Source organism: Paenibacillus sp. PDC88 (assembly GCF_900106725.1).
Taxonomy (GTDB): Bacteria; Bacillota; Bacilli; order Paenibacillales; family Paenibacillaceae; genus Paenibacillus; species Paenibacillus shunpengii.
In genome coordinates, this window is the sequence record NZ_FNNT01000002.1 from 149,321 (window position 1) to 175,572 (window position 26,252).

The following is a 26,252-nucleotide window of genomic DNA, read 5'->3' on the forward strand; positions in this document are numbered from 1 at the left end:
GAGGTAAACTGAATGTCCCAACGTGACCCGTTCGGCTCAGCTAATGATAAGTACAAGCGCAAACTGTTCGTTGACACTGGGATGGAGTTCGTGGAAGTAAAGGCTCGGATCATCGAGCCTTACTCCACTCCGTCTCCTCAACCCCAGGTCAAGGAAATCAAGATCATCAATGCTCCATCACACTTCCATCAGATGGGGGTGTCGTCCTATAAGGCAATCCTCAACATGCTGTTCAAGGACAAGGAAGCGTTCCGCGACTACTCTATGTATGTTGGTTGGACTCATAAGTTCTATGATGAGCGCGGCAACATCTACTTCGGGGTGGTTGAGTCAATCAAGGCTGATCCTGTGTTCTACCATCAAGGAGACCCAAACATAGATCAGAAAGGGTACAAGGTTGAGCTGACCATGACCCTAATCAAAAAGGACGGGTACGATGCCACTAGCGTTGTACAGTTCCAAGACCTTGAGACCACTGAAGGTAAAGACCACTGGGCTAGAACGGCGATTGAGGATATGGCTAACCTCGGTATTGTCGTAGTTACTGAACTTGACGGAACCCCTGTCTTGTACTTCAGACCTGAGGACTTCATCACGAGAGCTGAGTTCGTGACGTTCCTCATGAGAACCAAAAGGTTAATAGAGCGAATCATCAGGGAGTAGGGCGACCTACTCCTTTTCTGTCTAATCTAAAGTGAGGAGGTGCTTTCAATGCGAAAATGGGTTGACGTGAATGAGGGTGACTGGTTCTACAACGATGTAATGGAAGCCACGAATATGTATCTCGAAGACGGAAATGCCTTCGTTGACGGAATGACATACAACCAATTTGAGAGCGGTAAGCCTTTCATCTTCGAGGAGATTAAGGCAGTTACCAGTCAGTCTAAGTTCAAACTCTCCAAGAAAATTACACCGTCCGAGGGTAACCCCTTGTACGTGTTCATTGACGGAGTTCAAACCATATACAAGTCTGCCGCAGATAACTTATCGGGCGGTACGGATGTCGAGCTTTATACAGGATGCAAGAACGGTCAGATCGTTGCGTTCTGTAGCTACGGAGTACCACTCCTGGACGAGGACTGGAAAAGACCTCCCGTGTCTTGGTTGGGTGATCTCCCTAGAACAGTCATTCCAAAGAACGATGTTTACTTCTATGACCCTTACAGCCGTAAGCACCAGGAGTACCTGTATGCAGGAGGTCAGCCGCTACGTAGGCTTAGTATCCCTAAACAGGTTTGGCAACAGTCGGCGGGTAACGTAGATGCTGTTACTGAAATTGCGACAAAGGCTATCGGGTACCGAACGGATGTTTACTGTGTCAGCCCAGGCGGTTCGTTGTTCCTACCGTTCAACCTCAACGGCGTGACGTGTAAGTTCAATTACTGGATTTACGAGAACGGCGTGTACAAGATGATGAGTCAGAGCGTTAAGGCGACAACGGACAATCCAACATACAACAACCGTTTCTTCCCTAACTCAATCATTACGAGGGGAGAAGCATTCCACCTCATCAACAAGCTCCGCAAGGTTCTGTACGCTAGGTTCACCGACATGGAAGCCCCTACTAAAGGTATTGACCAAACCATTATCGCCTTTAATGGGCAGAGGGTATTCCGACTCAACGGTAACTTCCCTGCGGGAAAGAACAAGCTTGCCGTTAAGGTGAATGGTGTTGCTAAGTATGCACCTATTGTTACGGAGATCGACAACCACACCATAGTGTTTAACTACCCTCTAAACGAGGGAGATGAGGTGAAGGTTTACTACAAGAAGGGGGAAAGCGAACGTTTCCAGGATGTTGGTAGAGCATCTGCTTACTACTACCAAGACAAGGATGAGCGTGTTGAATCCTCAGCGACCAACTGGTGGAAGCAGTCTGTTTCGGAGATGGAAGACGAGACCTTCTCCAACGGCGATCCCCTGATTGCAGGTTTCAACATTGTCAAGACCTTAGACGGTGCCGCAGTACTGACGAATATGGGTAGACCCGTGAATGGTAATCAAGAGCCTACTACCTGGTTCTTGGGGGATACCGCAATGACCCGTGCTGAAGCAGTAACCTTCTTGAGCAGATTCAGAAAGTGGACACTTGAGAGATTCAAATAAGGGGGATGCACGATGATTCCAATTTCAGATGAGGTTCTAAAAGTTCTCTCTCAACGGCTGAAGCTCGGAGAGAGGGCTTTGCCCAATGTAAGAGTTGAGGTTGATAGACTTGCGTTCATCCCTGGACGGACAGAGGAGTTCCGTTATATCACCACAGAGGTTGAGGAGATCACGTCCGTCAAGAAAGTGTGGGTCGCGGAATCCACGGATGGCGTATATGACGGTGAGACATCTGCTAATGGAGACGACATTACCTTCCCTGTACAAGGCAAGACGTTTGAAACCATTACGGTCACCGATAACTTCGGTGCGGCTCGTTCGGGCGGTCGTACGCACAAGGGGATTGACCTATGGGACGACATGGGGACTCCGATCCTGGCGGCGTGGGCAGGGAAGGTTGTTAACATTACCCGAAGCAGAACTGAAGGTGGCGGTAACACTGTTAACATCAAACATGCGGGTGGAGTGATGACCAAATACTTCCACCTGAGTGAGATCAACGTCTCCTTGGATGACATTGTTTCTAAGGGACAGGTCATCGGTAAGCTTGGGAATACTGGTGCGGTCTACACGAATGGTCACCGAGTTTCAGAAGCGGAGAGAGCCGCAGGTAAAGGTCGTCACCTACACTTTGAGGTTTGGGAGGGAGTTAACCAAGACACTCGGACGGGTGAAGGAGGAAAGGCAGTCGATCCTAGAGCGTACCTAAAGAGGGAGCGCAAGCTCTACTCTGATGCGGAAACCTTAGGTAAATCAACAGTTGACGAGGGGTTCGTGACTGGTTACCCAGGAGAGGTCAAGCTGAGTGAGAACTTCGATAAACGCAACTGGTATGAGAAGGACATCTACAGCCTTGGTTGGAATTTCAGAAGCTTTGCCGCTGTTGATTCAGGTTGGACGATGTACGACTCGGGAGGTAAGTTGGTTTACACGTTTGGTGTCAGCTCTGCCACGGTAGAGTTTGAGATTGACGTAACTAAACTGAATATGCCGACCGCAGGGCTGTTCAGTATTGGTTTCGGGACTAACTTCACTGGAATGATGACTGGTGATGAGGTCTCAATCCTCATGGACGATAAGGCGTATGGCTACGTCAGCAAGTTTGAAGGTAAGTACGACCTGACAAAGGTAACCGAGCTGAAGAACATCGCCATCCCTGAGGGAACCAAGAAGATCAAAGTCCAGGTCGTATACGGTGGGGAGATGGTTACACCACCAGTCCCTGGCGGGATCGGACCTCCTGCACCACCTACTGTAAAGAAGTTCGCAATCGACTACATCCGAATCCAGGAGTTCCTACCAACACCACCTAAAGAGAACGAAGCTGAAGCTGAGATTGACCCTTCCAAGGGAACCTGGGAGGAGATCGAGTACCAGGACTTCATCAGTAACACAGTTACTAACTCGGAGTACTTGCAGGTCGGCTCCTTCGTCTATATGGATACCCAGGTTCTTCCGAACATCATTAGCTGTGAGGTTGATGACCAGTACGAAGCAGAAGCAAGGGAAGCAAGGCTTTCAGTCTCCAACCCTAGAGGATTTTTCTCGCCTGATTACAACCCTGCTTATTTCCCTGAGACAGCAGGTATGGTGTCACCATGGTCGTACTTCGCCAATGGGTTCCATATTGGTGTCCTTAGTGAGAATACACCTATCCGCATTTACATGGGGTACGGGCAACACCTGATTAGGGTGTTCACGGGGCTGATTGATAAGGTTGACATGAATGGAGAGTCCACCCTAGAGATCACAGCTAGGGACATGTACAAGAGGGCAATCGAGAAGGTCATCACGGAGAAGAAGGCGTACCCTGAGGTCGATCATGTGGACAACGTTCCCGACCCTGTACCTGCGCCTACGGGCGGCGACAGGAAGACCGAAATCATTCAAGCGGCACAGACACAGGCGGCGGCTTATAGCATTCCCGATTACAAGTTCCTTCTTGCTATCTGTAGGCATGAGACAGTAATGGGTACAGCGGGCATGGGTAAGGAAGAAAACGGGAGCTTCATCCTAGGATATGGATGCTACAGCGCAGGGTACTGTGACCCTAAATACAAAGGTATCCAGGAGCAGATGAAGCGTGGTGCTGAACGTATGTCCAAGGCTCTAGCATCCAAAGGGAAGAAAGTTTCGTCTAAGGCTGACGTACTGTACTTCCACGATGGCGGCGATATTGCTCCCATGGTTTGGAGTGGGGATAGAGACAACTGGGTGGACAAGGTATGGTCTTACTACCAAGACATACTGGCAAATCCAAGTGCTTGGGAGAGTACGGCTACGACACCGACTCCTGCACCTACGGTAGAACAGCCTACGGAATTTGAAAAGCCCGCTTGGGTTAAATCCACGGTAGCTCTTGACCTCATTAAACACGCAGGTCTGATCGGGTGGCGGGCGACAAGCGAAGACTTGTCATACCCTGACTACGTGATCGACGAGACCTACCTTGTAGAGGTCGATCAGAAAACAGGTAGGGTCATTGTTCCGATTGCCGATAAGGAAGGAGAGTTCGAGGTTAAGGACGCAGATTCTATTCTGACTCCTAATGGATGGCTCAATCCGTTTGTTGAGGAGTACGGAAAGACCTTCGAGCAGTATTCCATAAAAGTATCTGAAGCTGTCTCGGAAGTAATTGGAGAACTTCCATACCGAAGTTTCTGCGACAGATACGGGACATATCGACTTGAGAGAATTAACTATGACAAACCAGTTGTAGCTGAGTTCTCCGAGAACGATAACCTGATCTCGATTACCAAGTCCATCGACTGGTCGCGGGGAAGAAGTCACATTGTAGTCATTGACTCTGATGGAAAACCTGGGCAGTTCATTGATAAGGAAATCCTTCTTGAGTTAAAGGGCGAGATCAGAACAATGGTTATCTCTGTTCCTTGGGCAAAGACAAAACAAGCAAAGAGAACGGTAGCAGAAAAGGCGTTCTTCGATATGAAGCGAATGTGCCGAACTCTCCAAGTCTCGATCCCTGCAAATCCTGCGCTCGATGTGTTAGACAGTGTGCTCGTGACAGATAAGACCACCACGACTCGTTCCGTCTATACTATTAAAGGAATCAGAACTAGCTTCTCCGTTGACGCGGGAATGCTTCAAGTAATTGACCTTATGTGGTCGAAGAAGGGGGTTATGGCTTAATGGCGGGCATAGTTAACGACAATATCGTCTTTCCCGTGTTAGACCTTATCCACCGCGAGATTCGTAAGTATACCAGTATCCACAACATAGAAGGCAACCCTCTTGAAGGGGAGCCTTCTGTTACTCTTTTTAGGGAACATCCGATGGATACCGAGAGGGTAACGGGCGCGGATATGATTTATGAATCAACGTGGAGGGTTTCAATTTGGATGAAGTTTGGCTCCGAAGATGACACGGGTTTTCCTGTGGGAGTTGGATACACGCATCCTGATTATTCCTATTATAAGTACTTTCGTTTGACACAAGTGACTTCAAGGACTTTCGATGCAAGCGGCGAGTCGGTACTCACTTATCATATCGGTCTAAACTATGATGATGAAGGACGCTTAACTGGAACGAGCGTGAATCGTATATAGAAATTAGGGGGTGGAAAGATGGCATTTAACATTGTGTATGTCGCGGGCGGCGTTATCGACAAAGTACGCGAGTTGCCATACCCACACTTCAGCAAGAAGACCATCCCTTTTATTAGGGGGCAGATGTTGGATATACCTGCCGCTCAGACTACGAAGTCGGACACATTCACACTTCCATACGATACGGAGTTCTTGTCTATCGCTTTCGCGGCGAGTCAGTACTGCGTAGGTGATTACTGGGAGTTGACCATCGGTAACGAGAAGGTGTGCCAGACGATCTTTACGAAGGAGCTTCCTGAGTCCGTCTCCATGGGTAACAGCTTCGGCATTGTGTACCCCATCGCGGCGGGAACTCAGATCAAATTTGACTTTGTAAACGTAGTTCCTGAAGCGAAGTCGGTGTGGTACAACATCAAATTCTTGAGATAAGGAGGGTAACCGATGGCACTACAAAAACCGCTGACGAACTTTGCCGCCTACATTGACGGTGAAACAGAAGCGCAGAAGCTTATTAAAACACTTGCCGATCAGGTCGTTAACGCTGACATCCCTAGGGTTGAGGGTGGTATTGACGCAAATCGGTGGGAGAGTGTTTACGAATCTGATGGCTATAAGTGGGTGACCTACCAAAAGGGATACAACCTTGATGTGGTAGGTATGTACGAGCACACGGACGGAAACAAGTACGAAGTGTTTAAGGTACCTAACTGGACAGATGCAAAGATCATCGGCGGCGATAAGGCTGTAGATGCAGATGGTTATCTGCACGAAGTAGAGCTGTCCTACTTCAAAGAAGATGCAGAAGGTAAGCCTGAGCCTGTGAATACTGACATCGGTAAAGACTTTGGTAATTACCGAACAGGTAGGAAAATCCAGGTTGTTCAGTTCTCCTATACGGATGGACAGACCCAAGAGGTTAAGTATGTAGATGTCCCTGGTTGTCTGATTACTGTTGTGGTAGACGATACAACTCCTGTAGGGTATAAGGCTTACTTGGTACAGCAGACTATCGACACCCTTGACGGTGCTACTGAACCATCCAGTGAATGGAATCAGTTTGAGATCGTTGTCGAGATGCCTTCTGACTGGGCTTACGCGGTACGGGGGATAAAGAATGGTCGATTCTACTACAACTACTCTCGTCGCGCTAGTAGCGATGCTTGGGGTAAATTTACGTGGGGAACAATCACTGAAACCTACTATGAGCCTAACAAGCAACAGTACAAGTTCAATGAGCTAAACTATAAGGCAGACTTACTGAACAGCTTACCGTCTCGTGTCGTGATTAAAGGTACTCCAACAGTCCCTTCAGGGATTCCTTCTCGTGATTACTACGTTATGTTCGAGCAACCCGTGGACGATTGGAATTACATTAACGTCTATCACGGGGAAGGGTTTGACGGTTCCATGGCTCAGGGTGATCCTAAGCTGACTTACGAGGGCATTGTTGATCCTGATACGCTTAAACTCGGGGTAGCGCCTACCGTAATCGACCAGTTGAAGGCTCACTACGTTTACCTTTCCTGGAACGACCCAAATGCAGTTAAAGAGTTCGTTCCTCCTGTGGTTAAGTGGAAACTGGACTACGATGGAGTCACCGAAATCGTAAGCCCTGCGGCTCACTTCTTCCACGGTAGAGATTCAACAACTGCTTGGTTGCCTAACAAGAAGCGTAGACCTGACTACTTGATCTCCTACACAATGTCTGTCAACAACGACCGCATTGTCCTGGTTATTGAAGGTGACCCTTCACCGAACATCCACGGTTACTACCGTAGCTTCGGATACATCGGTAAGATCGTTCCGTTCAACGAATACGACCATGCAGGTAACTTCGGCGTGACGGTGGGTATGGGAGACCTGAGAACCGATATGACTGGATACACCAAGAACGATGTAATTACTGAGCTTAACCCTGATCTGTACGCTAAGTACGGTGAGTATACATCCAACGGTATGGATTCGATGTCGATGCTGAAGACTCGCAGTAACGTATTGTTCCAACGGTACTATCCTGCATTCATTACACATCTTCCGAACTATCCATCAGTAGGTACACTTCCCCCAGGTCTGTCTAAACTAATTGTTGACGCAGACGGATTCCAAAAATCCTTATGGACGGGCAAGTACCATGCGAGTCCGATCTACCTTGTCCACCAAGCTGAAGGTTACCGTGGTTACATGGATGGGGTTGTTGCAATCCACGACCATAACCTCGTGAACCGAGATGAGCTTATTGTTGACACGGAGATTCTGAAAGACACTGCAAACCCATCGTTGGGTACCTGGACTGAAGTGTACAAGTTCTTCAGTATCAAGAGTCCGTTGAACTTGTTCAAGCACTCACCATCACCTGACGTTATCACAATCGCGTTCTTGAAAGAGATCAAATAAGGAGGGTTACTACTCAATGGCAAACTTCAGATACGTTGAGACTATTACCACATCCCAGGACTTGCTGACAAAGCTCAAGGAAGAAGTTACTGGGTTCGACACCTACCCGTTCGAGACTACGGCGGGTGAAGTACAAGAGCAAAGCCTGTGGGAAGTGTTCTACGAGGAGCTTGACACCAACGGTCGCGTTCAGGAGCTAATCCTCCAAGGCACGATTACGATTGGTACACAAGCAACTCCTCTTACTAAGAAGTTCTACGTGAGCTTCATCAACCACGCACTGGTTCCACGTACAGTGGCTCCAACCCCTAGTTATGAGGAGCACAGCACACTTACGGTTCAGTTGCTTGAAGGACTGGAAGGTACTGATCCTACGACACTACCTGTAACCACTCGCCCTACGTTCAAGTTGACTGGTCACCCAGTACTGTATCAATGGGCACTGGAAGACTACACACCAACTGACCGTAACAAAGAGAAGCCAGTGTACATGTACATTAACGTCATGAATAACCGACTGGCTATGGTTCTCGTAGCTGACCCTGCGGTTAACTTCCTGGACTACAAGAAGTCCTTCCTATACGTTGGTGCCCTGAAGCCGTTCAAGTACAACCTGAACGATGTGGACGGTAACGTGATGCTTACGGCGGGCGCGGTAATCGAAGAACCCGACATCACGCAAATCGCAACGACTGGAACGTACTACTTCGGTCAGTACACTTCCGCAGGTAACAACACCCTGCAAATGCTGAAGACGAAATCGGGTATTGAGTTCCAACGTCACTACCCATCGTTCATCACACAGGCTCCACCTAAGGGCAAAGCCTACCTTGACCCTGAACTGGGCGACACTGGTTTGGAACTGGAACCACAAGGTTTCCAAGCGTCCAAGTGGACTTCCAAGTACCACCTGTCTCCGATCTACGTGGTTCACCCTTACGAGGGTTACCGTGGACAGTTCGACAACTGCATCGCGGTTACTAAGCACAACATCCTTCACCTGGATGAGCTTATCATTGACGTAGAAGGCAAGCCTTGGAACCAAGAGGTGTACCGCTACTTCGATACGGACACAGAGCAAACCTTCATGAACCTGTCTGCGAACCAACGAATGGGCGTAGCGATCCTGAAGGAAGTCCGTTACCCGCTGTAAGTTAAACTGCACGATAGCTGAGTCGTATAGATTCAGTAAGAGGGAACTTTCTGAGACTCCACTCAGGAGGTTCCCTTTTTAATTTAAAGGGGGCGGTGACGTGAATCAAGTTGTAAGCCAGTACGATTTTACTGTAATAGACTATACAACCACGCAGTACGGTTACCTTTTCACCGTTGGCACCACAGGAAGTAGACCAGAGGAGTATCGGTTTATCTATATGCCTTATAGTCGGTACCCAAGTGTCCTAATGCTCGACTTCTACGTAGCCCGTTCTGTTTCTTACGGTATTAATCACGACCTCATCCAAGCTATCCGTAAGGACATGGAAGCGGAGGAAGGGTTCATTGTCTTCGGTGACGGGAAGCAATCAAAAACTGGATTACTGCACGAACAGGTTTCAGGCGACTCAACAAAGGATGGCAGAGGTCACATGATGGAGTTCTCTTTTGAAGCAGAGCGAACAGCCTTGATCGAAGCACTTGAGTCCGACGAGCATCCTATGGGTCACAGACCTAACTTCCTGAAGGACGCTTCCCTGGATGATGGTATGACTGAGGGTTGGCGGGTGGACAACGACAAGGAGTTGAAGATCGTTCGCAACCTGGGGCTTACACGCAGGTTTGTACAGAACCTCGGTAAGATCGACCCGAGTAAGATCAGTTTTAGGGTCAACGAGTTCGGTATGATTGCTGACTATGCCGACAGTGCAGATAAGGTTAGCGAGTACGGGATGGTTGTCCGTGAGCTAGTGGACTCCGTAAGGGACGATCAGCCTGACCTGGATATGGCGGGGCTGTATGATGCTGTTGAGAAGATCATTGGTCGATCCGCAGAGACAGAGCCGCTACTGAAAGCAGTCATGAGCCATCTAAGGGATACTGAGCTTAGCGAGACGATTAAAGCAGAGCGGGTATCCCGTCAGGAAGTCGAGGTGCTGTATCAAGACCTTCTAGGTACTCGTGACATTGAAAGAGAAGCTATGGTACAAGAAGCCACGATCCTAGGGGCAAGGGTTATCGACAATCACGAGATGGTTGTGCCGAATGACATGTCTACCGCTTTCATCAGACGTTTTCAGGAAGTCAAGTACCTGTTTATTGACTACTCTCGCCCTGTAGGTACGCGGGTGGACGAAGCAAAACTGGCACTGATGAGAACTATGGACAAGGCACTGAGAGAAACGACCTTCAGCGGCTCCACTACAGACAAGATCATTGAAGCATCGAGGGAGTTCAGCGAGAAGGCGTTTATTGCTGAGCTTGGCCAAGCCCGCCGCGACATTGAAGAAGGGTTAATGATCCATGAGAACGTACTGGCAAAACTGAAGGACAGACAGTACCCTACGCTTCTTCATCGAGAGGTGCGGGGTGTGCGAGAGATCGGTAAGGGTCAAATACACCTACATGATGAGCTGACTGAAGGTACACGCGTAAGATTCCGCTATGAACCAGTTCTCCGTCCAAGTGACATTCTATGGAACCCTATCATGGCTACTCGTATCATCGACAAGCATCCCACGGTAACAGAATCGGGTATCATCCTGGCACACCGTGACATTGACACCGTGGCAGTTATCGACAAGGAGTTCCCTTGGGCTTCCCGTGATATTGTCGAGAAGATGCACCTGATCGAAGACCTTACCCCTGCACAGAGGTTGTTCGTAGAGAGCATGTATATTGAGCAGGATAAACCTACTGCTAAGAGAATCTTCGTGGTTCAGGGAACTGTAGATCGGGAAATGCAACAGGCTTACCGAGACAGCACAGAGTACGGTTTTGTGTTCAGAGACCTTCAGGAATCAAGCAGGGTAAGAAAGACGTTAGGTTATATTGAGCACGAAAGACCTGTGGGTAAAAGGGTATTCACTGAAGCCTTGGACGTTCTACAGAAGTACCACCTGGGTGTGAGGGACGATAAGGTTGAAGCTTACATCGAGGAGCGTTTCCATGAAGCAAGTACAGCCCCACGCAATATGTTACTACCTAAGATCGAGGAGGGTGCTGAGAGGAACGATTCTTTTGGTCTGCATACAAACGACTTGGTTGCTTCGGATAGGGAAAGTGAGCGTGACATGTGGCTGACCGAACACGTTTCGGCTGACAAGGAAATCTCCCGAGACACCCATTTGAGCTTCTTGGAATCGTTCGGCAAGAACCATACGCAGAAGAATATGCACCTCACTGAAAAGCCGCTTGAGTTCAGTAAGGGACAGAAAAATATGCGGTTGGAAAGAGTCATGCAGTCGATCAAGGAACTGGGAAGACCAACGATCTACCGTGATGAGCTATTGGATAGGTTGGCGGGCGGCGGTTGGCTCGGAAACAAGGAATACCCAGGTTATCTTGACGAGGACATGATCGTAGGTGAGTTGCTTCAGAACAGACCTGCGGTGATCTTAGAATTGATGATCGACGCGGTTCACAATGCTGACGCACCTGCTTACCTTGATGAGGAATTTATCGTTGGTGTGAAGGAGCGTATTGATGCCCTTATCGACAGCGGTATCCTTGCGGGTTCCAAGGACGGTACGAAGTCAGGCATTATCACACTGAACTTCGAGGGTGTTAAGGAAGCTAGTGAAGGGTTCACTTCTAATGATTACCCGTTAGCGTCCAGTGTTACCAAAGAAGGTATTGTTGATTTGGAACTGACTATTGCTGATAAGGACAAACGTGAGTCTCACATGGTGGATGTTGGGTTCGAGGGCACCAAGATCAAAGAAACACTGCACGGTGAGATTGAGGAAGTCCTGTACGGGGACGACTTCAGAACGAGACCTGCCATCATTGAGTTCCCTGATTGGACAGGAACACTCACCCCTGACGGTGGTCTTTACCCTGATGATCCTGAGTACATGGGCGACAAGCACGAGCGCGGCGGCACCACTTCAGACGAATACTCCCTGGGAAGCAAGCATGAACGTGGCGGCTATACCTCGGATGAATACTCCTTGGGAAGCAAGTACGAACGCGGCGGCTACACATCAGATGAGTACTCCTTGGGCACACGGGAAGAGATTGGTGGACAGCTTCATACCGAGTTCGCAATGGGCGGGGCACCCCGTGATCGCTTCGGGTACGTTGATGAGGAGTACACTCTCGGAAGTCCTTTCCTGCGGCAGATGTATCTCAATGATGAGTACTCCACAGGGCAAGCGAAATCCCGTGAGGGCTACACCAACGACGAGTACTCTATGGGAACAGCCAAGTCTAGGGAAGGAGACATTAGCTATGAATACTCCATTGGTACTTCTAAGTCGAGGGAGGGATTCACTAACGATGAGTACTCCATCGGATCGTTGAAGCCGCGTCAAGGAGCTATTGATATCGAGTACTCCCTGGCTACCCTTCAGCTCCGTCAAACGTTCGTGAGTGACGATTATTCCATTGGAACTGCGCGGGCGCGGGATGGATTCACGAATGACGAGTATACCTTGGGTACCTCGAACCTGAGACAGCTCCACATCAACGATGAGTACACCATTGGTACTCGTGAAGCTCAGCAATCCATCCTGGACGACAGCTCAGTAGAAGCTGTGAGGGAAGGGCTTATAGGAACAGTCAGCGACGATTCGATCTTTGCAGTCACAGAATCACAACCTGCATTCCTCAACACTGACCTGACTGCTGAGAGAAACACTAAGGACGCTCACCTGCACGAGGAGCTGACAGCGATCAAGTTGTCAAAAGATGCCCACGTCCACGAGACGGAGAGTAATGTGGTCAAGCTACGGTTCAGTCAGCTTGACGAGGGCACGCTGTTCGGTGTGAAAGATGTTAAGGATTCAGTGATCGAGCTGTTCCTGGACGGTATCAAGGGAGGTAAGCTGGCAGAGATCGAGGACACTGTGTTCGGGAACGTTCTCCCTAAAGCGGCATATGACTTCGGTGATGAAACGATCTTCGCTTTGAAGGGTGAGAGGGATTCCTTCAACTTTGGGGATGAAACCATCTTCGCCATTAAAGGCACCAAGGACTCGGTTACATTTGATGACCTCGTCGGGTACAAGAACGTGAATGACTCGTACTTGCATGATAACCTGTTTGCGATCAAGAACCCTAAGGATTCCTACCTGCACGAGACCACCGAGAGTGGCAAGGAGAAGATAGGGGAGCTTGAAGAACAGCTCGTAGCAGACAAACCGCAATACGGTTACCTTGATCCATTATTACCTCTAGGCGGCACTAGCCTGAAGTATGGAGACGTACCTGTAGAATCTGTAGGTGGAACCGGCTTGAAATACGGTGACATCCCAATTGAAATTGTGGGCGGTACTAGCCTGAAATATGGAGATGTCCCAATCGAGATCGTCGGCGGTACAAAACTGAAGTACGGTACTATCGAGGAGGAGCTGACAGCAGATAAGCCGCAGTACGGAAATCTTGAGGAGAACCTGCTTGCAGACAAACCGCAGTACGGTCACCTGGAAGAAAACCTTGTAGGCTTTAAGAACGCCAAGGACTCCTTCGTTCACGACAACCTCTTTGCATATAAGGATGGAAAAGATGCGTTTCTTCATAATAATGTCTTCGCATTCAAGGATGTCAAGGACGCGGAGATAGAAGGTACGATCTTTGCGGGCAAGGGAGAGAGGGATTCATACCTCGAAGACAGCCTGTTCGCTAGAAAGGGTGGAAGGGAAGCTCATCTACACGAGACCATTGACGATGTACTGAAGATGAGAAACGCTTCAATTGACGAAGACTTGCTGTTCGGCGGCAAAGGACTTAGGGATTCAGTTCTTGAGACTGAACTTGTCGGTATCCAATATAAGCAGGTTGAGATGATTGAAGGAGTGTTCGCTCATAAAGGCATCCGAGAGGGCTACATGCACGAGGGAGAATCCAACGTAGTTAAAATAAGGAACGCGAACCTTGACGAGGAAGCATTCTTTGCAGGTAAGGGTGATCGTAGTGCTCATCTGCATGAGATCGAAGGCAATGTTGTCAAAGAGCGTCACGGTGACATTGGGGAAGACCTCTACGGGCATTCGCTTCAGCGACTAGGGTATTCGGACGATGAGCTGTCTTACGGAAGTAAGGATGTCGATGGAGGGTTCGTGGTCGGAGATGGCGAGACCATCGGAAGGAAGCTTATGGATGCAGGGTACACCAGTGATGAGTATTCCCTGGCAACACACCAGTCAAGAGCAGGGTACACGGAGGATGATTACTCGTTGGCTCACAAGGAGGAACGTGAATCCTTTGTTGAGCGTCAGCTCCCAGTCGGTACCGCCAATGCACGGCTATCGGAGATCGAAGACCTTGAATCATTAATGGCTACCTTCGAGGAGCGTTGCTCTCAGGTAATCACAGGCTTCATCTTTGCAGAACGTCCTGAAGCGAGGGCTGAGTACCTGGAACAGCTCCACGCATTCCTTCCTGAGAGAACAGCTCACCTCATGGAAATCTACCATGTAGCGAAGACGGAACCTCGGGACAGCTTCCTGCAAACAGACGAGCACCTTGCTTTCCGCGATCAACCATCCGAAGCATACCTGCCGATCATGGACACAATGGCACAAGGTCTGATCTACGACTACACCAACGACCTTCTCGACCAAGGTATGAACCCTGAGGATTGGGAGGGCGGCTTCGGAGTCCCTGAGGATTACGACCCTGAAGACCCCTTCAACGTTTACTACCCTTACTCCAAGGACATGGACGCTTTGGAGCTGTCTCAGACTGATGATTGGATTGAGTTTGGTGATGGAGAATGGGAGCGTGATAAGCTGATCGGTAAGTTCTACTCTAAGAGTGACATCCCTACAGTGGGTGGTTGGTACCGCAATAACTTCCTTGCCGACAAGTACAAGTTCTCAATCGACTTCAAGGTTGATACAGAGGGCGATGCTGATGGAGCAGGGATCATCTTCAAGTACTACGATGAGAACAACTACTGGATGTTCATGGTACACGGAGGAGATGCAGACAACAGCCTGGGGATGAGAAGACCAATGCAGTTGTTCAAGGTCGTCGGTGGAACGCCTACCGCCATAGGCTCCCCAATGCAACCATTCAAGTGGGAAAAGGATAAGTGGTACACATTGTCAGTATCGGTTATGGATGGGCGAATCCAAATCTACACTGACTACAAACTTCAATACGATTTGACGGGCACCGATTAACTCGGTGCTCCGTTTTTCGTATAGAGAGGGTAAGAGGTGATTTTATGGGTCATACGTTTGGGCTATTTACCAAGTCTCAACAAGGCGTTCTGTTCGCTAACATGAGGGCAAAGATCGCAGAGGATTACGACACAGGAAATCCTAACCACCCCGAGCACCTGCCGCAAAGTCCCAATGCTCCTAGGAGTGAGACTGACCGACATGGTGACGAGAACAACCCTATCCTGGGCGACCCTGGGTACGGTCAGATCGGTCGGTGGCAGACGGTTCAGCTTGATGCTTTGGAAAACACAATCGACCAAATCATTGAGCAGTATCTTAGGGATAAATCATGGTATGCAAGCGTCAGGTGCCGCGAAGCTTTGTGGAACATGTATCGCAGGATTGAGTGGTGGGTGATGCAACAACAGCCACCTGATAAGACTCAGTACCAAAGGGTATTACAGATGATCAAGGACTGTATCTATAAGATTCTTGAGAATGCTCAGGAGCCAGGAGGAACACACCTTGGGGTGTCCTTACCGACATGCCCTGCACCGTACTACCATCATTTCAGTGGAAACTACTTTAACCACTTCGACGCTACGGTGTATGAGATCCCTTTGTTCTCGATGAAAGAGGATGTACCGTTCTCAGATAAGTTCCCTGACTTCTTCCGCTACGTTTCATCGACTGAAGATCAAGAGTGGGTGACAGTCCATTCCGTAGGTAAAAACGAGCAGTCAGGCGCAGACATGATTCTGAAGCTCGATCTTGGACTCCTTGAGATTGGTAACTCGTCAAAGATCACATTCAACTGGCGGGTTAAGCGATATGGTCAAGTCAGGTTCAAGTACCTTGCAAGCGCGAAGCGGGGTAACGGGATGCTGTTCTATATCAACGGTCAGCAGGTCGGCGGGGAATGGAGCGAGAACACGGGATGGCAACAAGCGGCATTCACCTTACAGCCTGGGCAGATGTATAAGTTCGACTGGCTGATAAGGAAGATGCGCCCTGAGGTATGGCAACACAACGGCATCTATATCAAGGATATTGAGGTCGTAGAGATTGTTGATACACGTAAGTTCCCTGCACCCCCTGACTACGACCTCGACGGGGAGGAAGTCAGAACGGATGGGAACTGGGTTGTGAGGTCTCCTCAGAGTATCGCACAGGCTCACTTCAGTGGTCAGTTCATTACAGATGATCGTAGAAGTAAGACAATGACGATGGAGCTTGATAACGAGTGTGACGGAACCATCTCCTTTGCTTACAAGATGGGGATTGATGGGGAACCTTACCCGAACACTGATTACAACCTATTCTTCGATGACCAGTTCACGAGCAGGACACAGCATGGTGACGCTCCTCATGGAAGTTACGCTGATTCATTGCACGGTGTGGAGTGGATTCAGAACGGGGAGTACAGCGAGACTGAAGTTGACAACGCCCTAATCACATATGAAGTGGTGGTTGGGGAAGATACCACAGTTGACATCTTCGGAAACTTAGAGGTTATATGCCCGCCGCGAATCATTGACCACTGGGAGCCATACCACTTGGGGCAGGGGTTGAGTTACTACTCATGGAGCATGTCAGGATCACCAAACTGGGTTGACCACTTAAACTACCTTCGCATTGATGAACCCCAAGAAGGAGTAATGGTCGCGCAGACAACAGTGTATATACCTGACGATGGGTGGTTCATCTTCAACTACGCACATGATCTACGACCGACAGAAGCCTTCGAGGTGATGGTGAATGGGGTGTCCGTTTACTACACAAGAGAGCAGGGTTCAGGGAGTGGTATCCGCATCCCGCTAAGTGCAGGTAATAACAACATTCAATTCCTTATACGTGATTCCTATACGGAGCAGCCCTTTATGTATAACTTCGAGAAGGTATTCTCTTACGGTGGCTCAGCTTCTCAAACTTACCGAACGGAGTCTCCACTAGGAAGCTACGTGGACATACAAAGGGATTGGGATTCTACTGATGGCGGGGCAAAGACTGAGAATAACGGGGATACAATCAATTACAACATGCGCCTAAATCCAGGAGCCAAGGTCACATTCAAAGAGCATATGCGTATCTACCCTGCTATGGACGGGAACTACGACCCAGTAAGTGGAGATACCCGCGACATCATGGTGTTTGAGGAGCTGTTCAATGAGGAAGACAACTATGACCCTGCTTTGACTTTCAGTAGTGGTTGGGACTGGGTTGACCTAAGCCCTCCTTGGATTGACCCGTCAGCAGAAGTTGATCCGTCAGACCCACCACCAGTCGGTGACGGGGTGATGTGGGCTGAAGGACATGGTGGAGAGTACACCTGTGATTTCTCTGCAAGCATCAGTAATTCAGGTTACATCTGTTGGCAGTATGGCGGTCAATTCGACAGCGGAGAGATGCTAGAACTTCAGATTGACGGGGTTACCGTTTGGACAGGGAACGAAGAAAACGGTGACGCAGGTACAAACTGCATGTACCCACTACCTCCTGGAAACCACACCTTCCGTTGGGTTTATCGGGATGGCAGTGTATACATCCCTGGCAACGAGGGTTCAGGCGGTAGCGGCGGTGGAAGTGGGAGTGGGAGTGGTTCGGACAACCCATTCGGAGAACACTGCTACCCAAGCGGAAGTGAAGTACACGGAATCAACTATGGTCAGACATCGAGTCGAGGAGAAGCAGATCGCACATCCTCATGGGCTTGGGGTAACCAAGGCGGGATTTACTACGATGGAGGGGTTCCTATTGCCCACGGGGTGGAGCAGGACGGTAAGATAATTACCCGAAGCTTCTACGCTCCTGAGTTTGGGGAAGTTGATTACTTCGAGAAGCTGAAGGTGTATCCCGCGCAAAACGTTACTACCCCAGGTCTTCGCCCTATCAACATGAGTGCCCTTAATCAGGACTGGTATACGAACGACAATATCGTGTGGCAACACTCCACGCAGAAATACTACGTACTGAAGGTCAAAGGTCTGAGACCAGGAAATCCTCTGACAGAATTCGACACACCACACACCAAGAAGGTGTTTGAGCGGTTCTACTGTGACGGGAGCTTGAGCCTTAGCTTCCTATACCATACGTACATTTGGACAGGAGATCAACGGGCGCGGTTCCGAGTGTACCTCATACCTGACAGCAACCCGTCCAAGAAGATTACCCTCTTAGATGAGAAGGATAATCAAGGGTACCACGATGGTAAGATTTCCAACTTTGAGAACATCACCAATAACATGTGGGCTGAAGCAGAGCCATTTAGCGTAACAAAGGCAGTTTCCCCAGGTTGGTACACCATCGTGTTTGGTATTACCGATACCTATCCCGATTATGACTACGACGAATCAAACAATTTCTACTTCCACGCCACGATCAATAACATCAGCCTGAAGACATCCGACCCTACTGGATTAAACGATTGGAGGTTGATTGATAAACCAAGGCTTGACGATCAGACTTACGTTCTTGTCGATTTGTACGACAAGGAGACAGGTCAGAAGGTGTACTCCCAAAAATATTACGGAAATGACGGAAACGTTGCTACGTACAACATTAATTTCTCAGGATACACTCAACCAGGGAAATCCTACACAGTCCAGTATACCTTGAGAAAAGGTAATGGTTCAGGAACGGGTCTTAATGGCGGCGGGTTCACTTTGAGTGGAGGTAAGTTCAATGAGTACTGGAATGGTTACTGCGTAGATGCTCAAGGGAACGTGTACCCAAGCGGTGACTCCCCTCACCCTGACGATGGGTGGTGGACTGATCCTCCTCCTGACACAACCGCACCTGATGGTGGGAGTCATGTGTGGCTCGATGTTATACGGCTCTACGAGAATATGCTTGATGCTTGCCCAGGTTCTCGAATTGCTATCAAGACTTACGAGGGCAGTAACCTGATCGACACCAAGTATGTTGTTAATACGGATGATGAGTTCGTAGAGATTACTGTCGATAACACCTCTGATGAGATAAAAGATTACCGCGTTGAGATAAAGTTCGAGCAAGGCTGTCCTGGTGACGGTGCAATGATTTGGGGTGGCTCCTTCTCCATGGAGGATAGCGTTCCTGTAGATAAGTCATGGGCAGAGGTAACTCACTTCGAGGTTTGGGACAACAAGCCTGTTTGGATGGGAGGTTGTGATGACAGCCACATGAGGGTGCGGGTCATTCGAGAGGACGGTTCCGTTGTCCTCGATCAACGCTACTACGGCGAAGCTTATCACGAGTTCAGCGTTACTGGATTACAGCCAACGCCCTATACTAAATACAGGGTGGAGATCACTACAGATCAAAAAGGCTATGTAAGTTCTTGGACAGGAAAAAGGTACATGACTACATTCCGTATGCACGACTTCAAGGTATATGAGAGATGGGTTTGGGTTCCTGAGCCGTTCGACAGTCAGCTTGACTTCTTCATTGATGGAGAGCTAATCAAGACATTCACCACTGAGGGTGGCTACTATACATTCTCTTACCCAGTACCTAAGGGAAAGCATGAGTTCAAGTGGGTGTTCACTTCATACCAAGAGGTCGGGGTTCGTAGTTACGAGTATGCCCAACTAGACTGGATGGAGCTGACTAACTGGATTTGTGATGACGTGTATGTTACCCCTTACTGCGAAGGCGGCGGGGGCGACCAGTGCGTTGAAGCTCTTATCAAGTGTCTACTGGACATTTGGAAATCTCGACCTAAGATGTGCGTGATCGGTAAGCGTATATGGCTATTCACATAAAGAAAGGGGTGTCTGTATGGGAGTTGCAAGGCTTATGGAGTCGGGGAGGATTTATGAAGACGACTTCCTGAACTCTAACCTTGACCCCAAGTGGGAAGTGCTCCCTAACGACCCCACCCGATATGAAGTAAGTGGGGGCAACCTTGTTCTTAAACATGGTGCCCCTACTCTTTATATGTTCCTCAAACCTTTAACGGATACCAAGCAATTCGTTATGGACGTGAAGAACAACTACAACCCTGACAAAGAAGGTTGTTTCGGTGGGATTGTCGTTTTTGTGGACGAGCACAACTATATGGAAATTGAGGAGTTCCTGGATACATCATTACCAACACCGCTGTTGAAGACCTACCCATGGATTCGCCTTGTGCGTGACCACAACTACTTCACAGCCTACTGGTCAGATGATGGTGTCATTTGGAACATCCTCGGTAGCGTAGAGCTTAGTGGGGCACCTAAGATTGGGCTGTACCTGCGGGGCGATGGAGATCATCCGTTGACCGTTGAATACATCAGGGTGAACAGGGGAACGTCCGTGACGGTAGATAACCTGACGAAGGGAACTAAAGTTGATCTAATCGACAGCAACGGCGTGGTTCTTGAAACCAAGGTGTGCAGAAGTGAGGAGACCTCCGTGATCTTTGAACTGGATAGGTACCCTTACCCGTTTGAAGGAAACTTCGGTGTAGAGCTATTGGACGGTAACAGGTTCCAGGGAATGGACGACATTAAGGTCTACAAAGGAGACTTAATGTACTTCGAGGTAATTCCTGACCTTTATTACAAGGAATCAACAGAGAGTGGCGGGTACTTTGATGTACTCCTTACTCCGAATACTGATCGCTTTCTTGGCTACTTGACTGCGGGCGGCTCAGCTACGCAAGAGGTTCAGATGTTCGCCAAGAACCCTATGATGACGGGTGACTTCAAGGATGTCACTTTTGCGTTGACAACAGGGACAGATAAGGTTCAGATCGCTCCTGATGTCGGCGGCTTCCCAGGTGGATTCAGTTACTCGGTAACAGCGTTCAAAATTGAGCCAGGGCAGTCATATAAGTTTTGGCTGAGGATGGCGCGGGAGGACTCGCAGGATAGGTACGCTTCACAAGTCAAGTTCTCTCTGAAGATGTATTCCACTTACCTGTGACTTAAAATATCCCGAGTTACATCGTATAGATAAATTAGGGGCAAGATCGGAGGTGGTCAAATGTCAGTAAGGATTAACCAGTCCCATTCAGACTCACTCAAGAGCCATAAGGAACTGACCGACATCGGCACACATACGCATGAGGAGATTGACTTCTCTATCGCTGAAGTGGAGGGTGCTAGGGGTTCAGAGTTAAGCCTTGGTGACCGTATTAATAAGATCGAGACAACGGCTAACGACAATAAGATTACTGTCGAAGATCACGAAGAAAGGCTGACAAATCTCGAAGAAACGGTTACCAAGCATGAGAACCGTCTTGATAATTATGAGAGGGATGCACTTGTATTAGTTAAAGACGTTGCTACTCTGCAAACAAATCAGAACGATCACGAGAAACGGTTAAGCCTTGCGGAGACTGAAATCAAGAACGCTAGAGGAGCTGAAGCGTCCGTAGGTGATCGCTTCGAAAGTCTTGAGCAGTACATTGATGAAGTTGCTAAGCAACCGATTACTGACCTAAGCGTTACAAATCCTGTCTATGAGGATGCAACCAATAGTGTTGTGGTGACCATTCAAGCAGGGCGGGCGAGTATTAACAAGTCCATCGTCGATAAATTCACTCAGAACTTATCTATCCCTGACATAACGGCGAATACCTCTTACTACATCTTCCTTCACGAAGATGGCTCTTATTCGTATGGCACGGATAACCAGGAGCCTGACAATGCTATTATCATTGGCGGCATTGACGTGGGTCTGTCTCCAACGACAGCTCTCACGGCAACCGACTTCAGATACTTCCTAACTAAAGGCTCTGTTGAGGTAGATGTAGCCGACCTTCAGGAGAAGGTAGCAAATCTTGAGACTGACGTAGACGGTCACAAGACTTCTATTACTAACCAGGGCAAGGCGATCACTGCCATGCAGACCGACCTAGATAAGGTAGTTAGAGAGGTTAAAGATTCTCGTGAGGACAAGAACGGCGTTGTATACGATGCCCTGAAGGACAGGCTTGACAACATGCAAAGCCGACTTGAGTTGGCAGAGAGCCGTGGTACTATGGAGCACCAATCGGTATTCCATTTTACTTCACCGCCTGATACTCGCCTAAGTTCTCAGAGGGACTTCACAATCCCCAAGTACGTGATCGGCTCCAACTCGGCAGAGGTTTTCCTCGACGGTATTCGTATGGATGTCTTGGACGACTACATCGAGTATAGCGAGACCGTAATTCGTTTCACGTTCGACGTACCTAAGGAAGCGCGGGTGACAGTGATCGGAAGGGGTTCTATCATCAACACAACCTCCATTACCGACTATACTTACTACCCTGATGGAAAGGTTCACACTGAGACTGTTACTGGTGGTATCAACCGCACGATTGAGTATTTCTACGATGTCAACGGTAACGTTGAACGTCAAGCAATCACAGAGAGTAACGGTCAGCTCAAGAGTATTGAGTATCAGCGCGACTCGGCGGGCAAGGTGGAACGTGAGATCAATAACGGTGCAATGTACTATGTCTTGCAAGGCGGGGACACTTACGATGATACAGACGTAAGGAGAAGGATTACATTCCTTGAGGGGACAGGTCTTGATCTCGACATCAAGTACAACTACTTCTCTAACGGGGACATTGAATCCGAGGAAGTCTATACTACGGGGGTGACCCCTCAGCTCTTGAAGAAGACATCGTTCACATACAATGATGATGGAACAGTGGCTACCGAGACTTTGATCTATGACGGTCAAGGAGTCAAGAAGACCTTCGAGTATGATGCTACAGGGAACATCACAGGTACTAAAATAAGAAAGGTTGTGATTTGATATGGCTAAGACAGTACAGGATGTGAAATTTGCAGTCCCTACTATCCTGGACAAGCTCTCGGGAAATAACCAGGAGTCTTTCACAAAAGGTGAATTCGAGACTCTGGTGTTTTCTTTTCAGAGTAATATCCTGTTTGATAGCGTAGCTCAAAAGTTCCTACCCTCGTTACAGGCAATTCCTGACGTATCCGAACTTATCCTTACAGGGGAGGAAACGGAGAGGGAATTACAGGACAAGGACGAGGAGCACTCTGCGTTAGTAAAAGAGCGTGACGACAACATCAAAGCCGTGCTTCTTGCGGTAATTAAAGAGCATATCTTGCGAGACATGCGGACAAGATTTGGAGCTTAAAGGAGGTGCTGTGAATGGCTGAAAATCAACTGTTAGGATCATTACGTAGATATGAGTTCTATGCTACCACAACGACCTTCGCGTCCGAGCTTTACAATACCATGTCTCAAGAACTTTACGGGGACATTCACTGGGAGTGGGGTTATAGCGCAAACAACACTTACGCGAACTCTAAGGTGTGGAGTGGAACCAACCATAACGTTGTTAACTACGGAACAATTACCGCGAAGAATGTGAAAGACCCAAGTATGTTTTTCACTATCTGTGTTACCTTGTCTTGTGTAAACTCCTGGAGTGATAGGATGTCCTACAAGAACCACATCATGAAGGTAGGGATTAGAAACAACGGGTCTTCCGTCATCCCCGACCTATCCACGAATGTGGGTAGCAGGTCAGAGATACCTTTCCAAACAGGAGATTCATACGTCAACAGTAGTGCAACTACAAGCTCCCATGTAAACACGTACTACAAGTGGACTGTGTTTACGGCTGAGGATTACATCTTCGTATACGGGGAGCCGCAAAACTACCCTGCCCAGGCTTATCCAGTACGTTTGTATATGGGTAGACTTAAACCCTTTGAAGATGAAGACCCGTTAATTGCAAACGACTTCGTTGGTGTATTTAGCCACTTTCCTATGAGCCTAGACGATGCCGAGGATGAGCTAAAATACAGCTCAGGATCGGGTTATGTAAGAAGCTCTCGCAATGGTACTCCAAACGCCTTGTACCACTTTGCTACAAGTAGTCAGGTGCCTTCCCCAGGGGTGGGCGGTAGATTCTTTATTTCTCCTTTCTATGTGTGGCACGGTAACGAGGGTGTTCGAGGGGAGTTTCACGGGGTGAGGACAGCAGTTCTAAGGGACGCAAGTAAGTACCCCGATGGTTCTATTCTTGACTTGGGGGAGGAGCGGTACTACGTGTTTCACGCCACCTCCCAGGCATACCCCACTTCCTACCAAGGGTGGTTTACAACGAGTGGGTCGTATGTTAACGGGCAACCTTATTTCTTTGATTCTTCCCTCCTCTTAGGCGGGGGACAGAGGGTACTCTTGTTTGAGATTGAGAAGGAGGTGTAACCCTTGACAATGGTTCGTAGACACGAGTTCACAAGTACTCTAAACACGTTTGCTAATCAACTAGCTACCGCACTAACCAATGCGGTAGACCCTTACTGGGTTGTAAAGTACACAGCGGAAACTACTTACGCTAACTGGGGTAATGCGGTTGCTACCAACAGGAAAGACAGTCAAATGCGCTTCACTATGTGCGTGTTCGCTCATGCGCGAGGTGTGAGCATCAGGTGGGGGATGAAAAACCTGGGTACCGACGTTGCAACTCCTGATATGTACACCAACCCTCCTGCGGGATTCACTAGCAGTGCTTACACGGAGACTCCGTTCATGTGCTATTCAGGGCAGTACAATATCAACTATAAGTGGACGGTCATTACCAATGAAGACGTAATGTTCATTCACGGAGAGAGGTTGGACAATCACACTACTGGGTACCCTGTTCGGATTTACCTAGGTAGATGTCAGGCTGTCGAGACCGAAGACCCCGCTATTGCTAACAAGTTCTACGGTGTGTTTACTCATATGCCTTTCAACCTTCATGACGATAATACCGCCGATCAGTACGATACACCACGAGGGGTAGTTAGAACTTCTCGTAACGGTACAGAGTATGAACTATACAACTTCGGAACTGAATCTCTTGCTTCCCCAGGGCTTGGTTCTCGCTATTACGTAACACCTTTCATGGTGTACCACCCTCAAGAAGGTGTTCGCGGAGAGTTAAAAGGTATGCGATCAATCGTATTCAAGAACGGTGTTCAACACCCTGATGGTTCTATCCTAGACTTAGGAGCTGACGGTAAGTACTACGTCTTCCATGTAGTAGATCAGGATTACCCTAACGCTGACAATGGCAGATACTACTACATCTCTAGTCAGAACAATCTCTACTCCCGACCGAAGTTCTTCCACGGTGCTCGTGTTCTAGGTGGCGGGCAGAGAGCTTTGTTATTCCCAATATAGGAGGTGTCCATGAGACATGGCAACATTCTCAGGTAAAGTGAAATTGAATGAGCTGTACGCAAATATCGTCCAAGGGTTCAAGACTATTGTCAGCTCTCCTTGGTCTATCCATTACGAGAATGCAAGCTCTCTCGTACTAAAATCGGTAGGTACGACTGGAACAGATAAATTGTTCTTTCGACTTGAGGTAGGTAATAGCAAAAGCATCACAGGAAACAAGTTAGTTGTGGGTGTTGCTGAAGATGTTATGTCGGCTGACGGAAGTATTCCCGTGAGTAGGGCTGAGATTAAGAAGGACTTCGTTGTTCATAACACTTTGGTTGACAGTAACCTCTTGATCGACTACCAAGTATCTGTTCAACCTAACCGCATCATTATCTACCTACAAGGTGATGTGAACTCTGTTTCAGGTGTAGCTAACCTTGGGTATTTCGGAGTCCTTAACAGGTATGCAACTGAGAATGACTCCTCGGCTCTCGGGATCGGTCTGAGTTATAACGGGGACAACGGGATCAGGACTCTCAGAGACAAGGATAAGCTTACGGTGAACAACATCTATGATGCTTACTCTGCAATGCTTCCAGTAAACCCAGGATGGGGTTCTTTGTATCATCTCGCTCCGTTGATTATGTGCAACGGGGTAGAAGGTGCGCGGGGAGAACTCATCGACATCTACGCGGTACCTTCAGCAGGTGTATCCCATGGGGACGAGATCAAAGTGGGTACGAAGACGTATAAGGTGTACTCCTTGTCCATCGGAGGTCAGAGTTTCCTCACGGGGTCAACGGTCGCCGTACTAATGAACTAGGGCGGT

17 protein-coding genes are annotated in these 26,252 nt (G+C 48.6%); 16 read left to right on the forward strand and 1 reads right to left on the reverse strand.

The window, feature by feature from the left end; translation table 11 throughout:
- Positions 1–12: 12 nt before the first annotated feature.
- From BLW49_RS07225 to BLW49_RS07260, 8 genes are all read left to right on the forward strand, one after another.
- Positions 13–663 carry an S-layer homology domain-containing protein gene (locus BLW49_RS07225; protein ID WP_076312986.1) on the forward strand — a complete coding sequence of 217 codons (651 nt, stop codon included), beginning with the start codon at positions 13–15 and terminating at the stop codon, positions 661–663.
- A gap of 48 nt (positions 664–711) precedes the next feature.
- Positions 712–2,106: a hypothetical protein gene (locus BLW49_RS07230; RefSeq protein WP_076312985.1), complete on the forward strand. Its 1,395-nt coding sequence runs from the start codon at positions 712–714 to the stop codon at positions 2,104–2,106.
- 12 nt (positions 2,107–2,118) lie between these two features.
- On the forward strand, positions 2,119–5,256 hold the full coding sequence (locus tag BLW49_RS07235) for a M23 family metallopeptidase (RefSeq protein ID WP_076312984.1): 3,138 nt from the start codon (positions 2,119–2,121) through the stop codon (positions 5,254–5,256).
- Complete coding sequence (locus BLW49_RS07240; RefSeq protein WP_076312983.1) at positions 5,256–5,672, forward strand: hypothetical protein; 417 nt, start codon at positions 5,256–5,258, stop codon at positions 5,670–5,672. Before BLW49_RS07235 ends, BLW49_RS07240 begins: the two co-directional genes overlap by 1 nt.
- Positions 5,673–5,690: 18 nt before the next feature.
- Complete coding sequence (locus BLW49_RS07245) at positions 5,691–6,101, forward strand: hypothetical protein (RefSeq protein ID WP_076312982.1); 411 nt, start codon at positions 5,691–5,693, stop codon at positions 6,099–6,101.
- A 12-nt stretch (positions 6,102–6,113) separates the two neighbouring features.
- Complete coding sequence (locus BLW49_RS07250) at positions 6,114–8,066, forward strand: hypothetical protein (protein ID WP_076312981.1); 1,953 nt, start codon at positions 6,114–6,116, stop codon at positions 8,064–8,066.
- Between the two features lie 16 nt (positions 8,067–8,082).
- Positions 8,083–9,219, forward strand: coding sequence for a hypothetical protein (locus BLW49_RS07255; RefSeq protein WP_076312980.1), 1,137 nt, complete (start codon positions 8,083–8,085; stop codon positions 9,217–9,219).
- A gap of 100 nt (positions 9,220–9,319) precedes the next feature.
- Positions 9,320–15,349, forward strand: coding sequence for a hypothetical protein (locus BLW49_RS07260; protein ID WP_076312979.1), 6,030 nt, complete (start codon positions 9,320–9,322; stop codon positions 15,347–15,349).
- A 779-nt stretch (positions 15,350–16,128) separates the two neighbouring features.
- On the opposite strand, the gene BLW49_RS28730 is transcribed toward BLW49_RS07260, so the two are convergent.
- Positions 16,129–16,275 (reverse strand): hypothetical protein, encoded by a 147-nt coding sequence (locus BLW49_RS28730; RefSeq protein WP_177178672.1) that lies wholly within the window; start codon positions 16,273–16,275, stop codon positions 16,129–16,131.
- Positions 16,276–16,576: 301 nt separating this feature from the next.
- Here BLW49_RS28730 and BLW49_RS28500 point away from each other — a divergent pair, with 301 nt between their 5' ends.
- The 8 genes from BLW49_RS28500 (at position 16,577) to BLW49_RS07295 (ending at position 26,246) form a co-directional block, all read left to right on the forward strand.
- Complete coding sequence (locus BLW49_RS28500; RefSeq protein ID WP_143042088.1) at positions 16,577–16,783, forward strand: hypothetical protein; 207 nt, start codon at positions 16,577–16,579, stop codon at positions 16,781–16,783.
- 137 nt (positions 16,784–16,920) lie between these two features.
- Positions 16,921–20,073, forward strand: a complete 3,153-nt coding sequence (locus BLW49_RS07265) for a hypothetical protein (protein WP_143042089.1) — start codon at positions 16,921–16,923, stop codon at positions 20,071–20,073.
- 175 nt (positions 20,074–20,248) lie between these two features.
- The gene (locus BLW49_RS07270; RefSeq protein ID WP_143042090.1) at positions 20,249–21,220 is read left to right on the forward strand and encodes a hypothetical protein; all 972 of its coding nucleotides are present in this window, start codon (positions 20,249–20,251) and stop codon (positions 21,218–21,220) included.
- Between the two features lie 60 nt (positions 21,221–21,280).
- A complete protein-coding gene (locus tag BLW49_RS07275) occupies positions 21,281–23,047 on the forward strand; it encodes a hypothetical protein (protein WP_076312976.1) in 1,767 nt (588 codons plus the stop codon).
- A gap of 1 nt (position 23,048) precedes the next feature.
- On the forward strand, positions 23,049–23,399 hold the full coding sequence (locus tag BLW49_RS07280; protein WP_076312975.1) for a hypothetical protein: 351 nt from the start codon (positions 23,049–23,051) through the stop codon (positions 23,397–23,399).
- A 14-nt stretch (positions 23,400–23,413) separates the two neighbouring features.
- Positions 23,414–24,478, forward strand: coding sequence for a hypothetical protein (locus BLW49_RS07285; RefSeq protein ID WP_076312974.1), 1,065 nt, complete (start codon positions 23,414–23,416; stop codon positions 24,476–24,478).
- Between the two features lie 3 nt (positions 24,479–24,481).
- Positions 24,482–25,438: a hypothetical protein gene (locus tag BLW49_RS07290; RefSeq protein WP_076312973.1), complete on the forward strand. Its 957-nt coding sequence runs from the start codon at positions 24,482–24,484 to the stop codon at positions 25,436–25,438.
- Positions 25,439–25,454: 16 nt separating this feature from the next.
- Positions 25,455–26,246, forward strand: coding sequence for a hypothetical protein (locus BLW49_RS07295; RefSeq protein ID WP_076312972.1), 792 nt, complete (start codon positions 25,455–25,457; stop codon positions 26,244–26,246).
- The last annotated feature ends 6 nt before the right edge of the window (positions 26,247–26,252 follow it).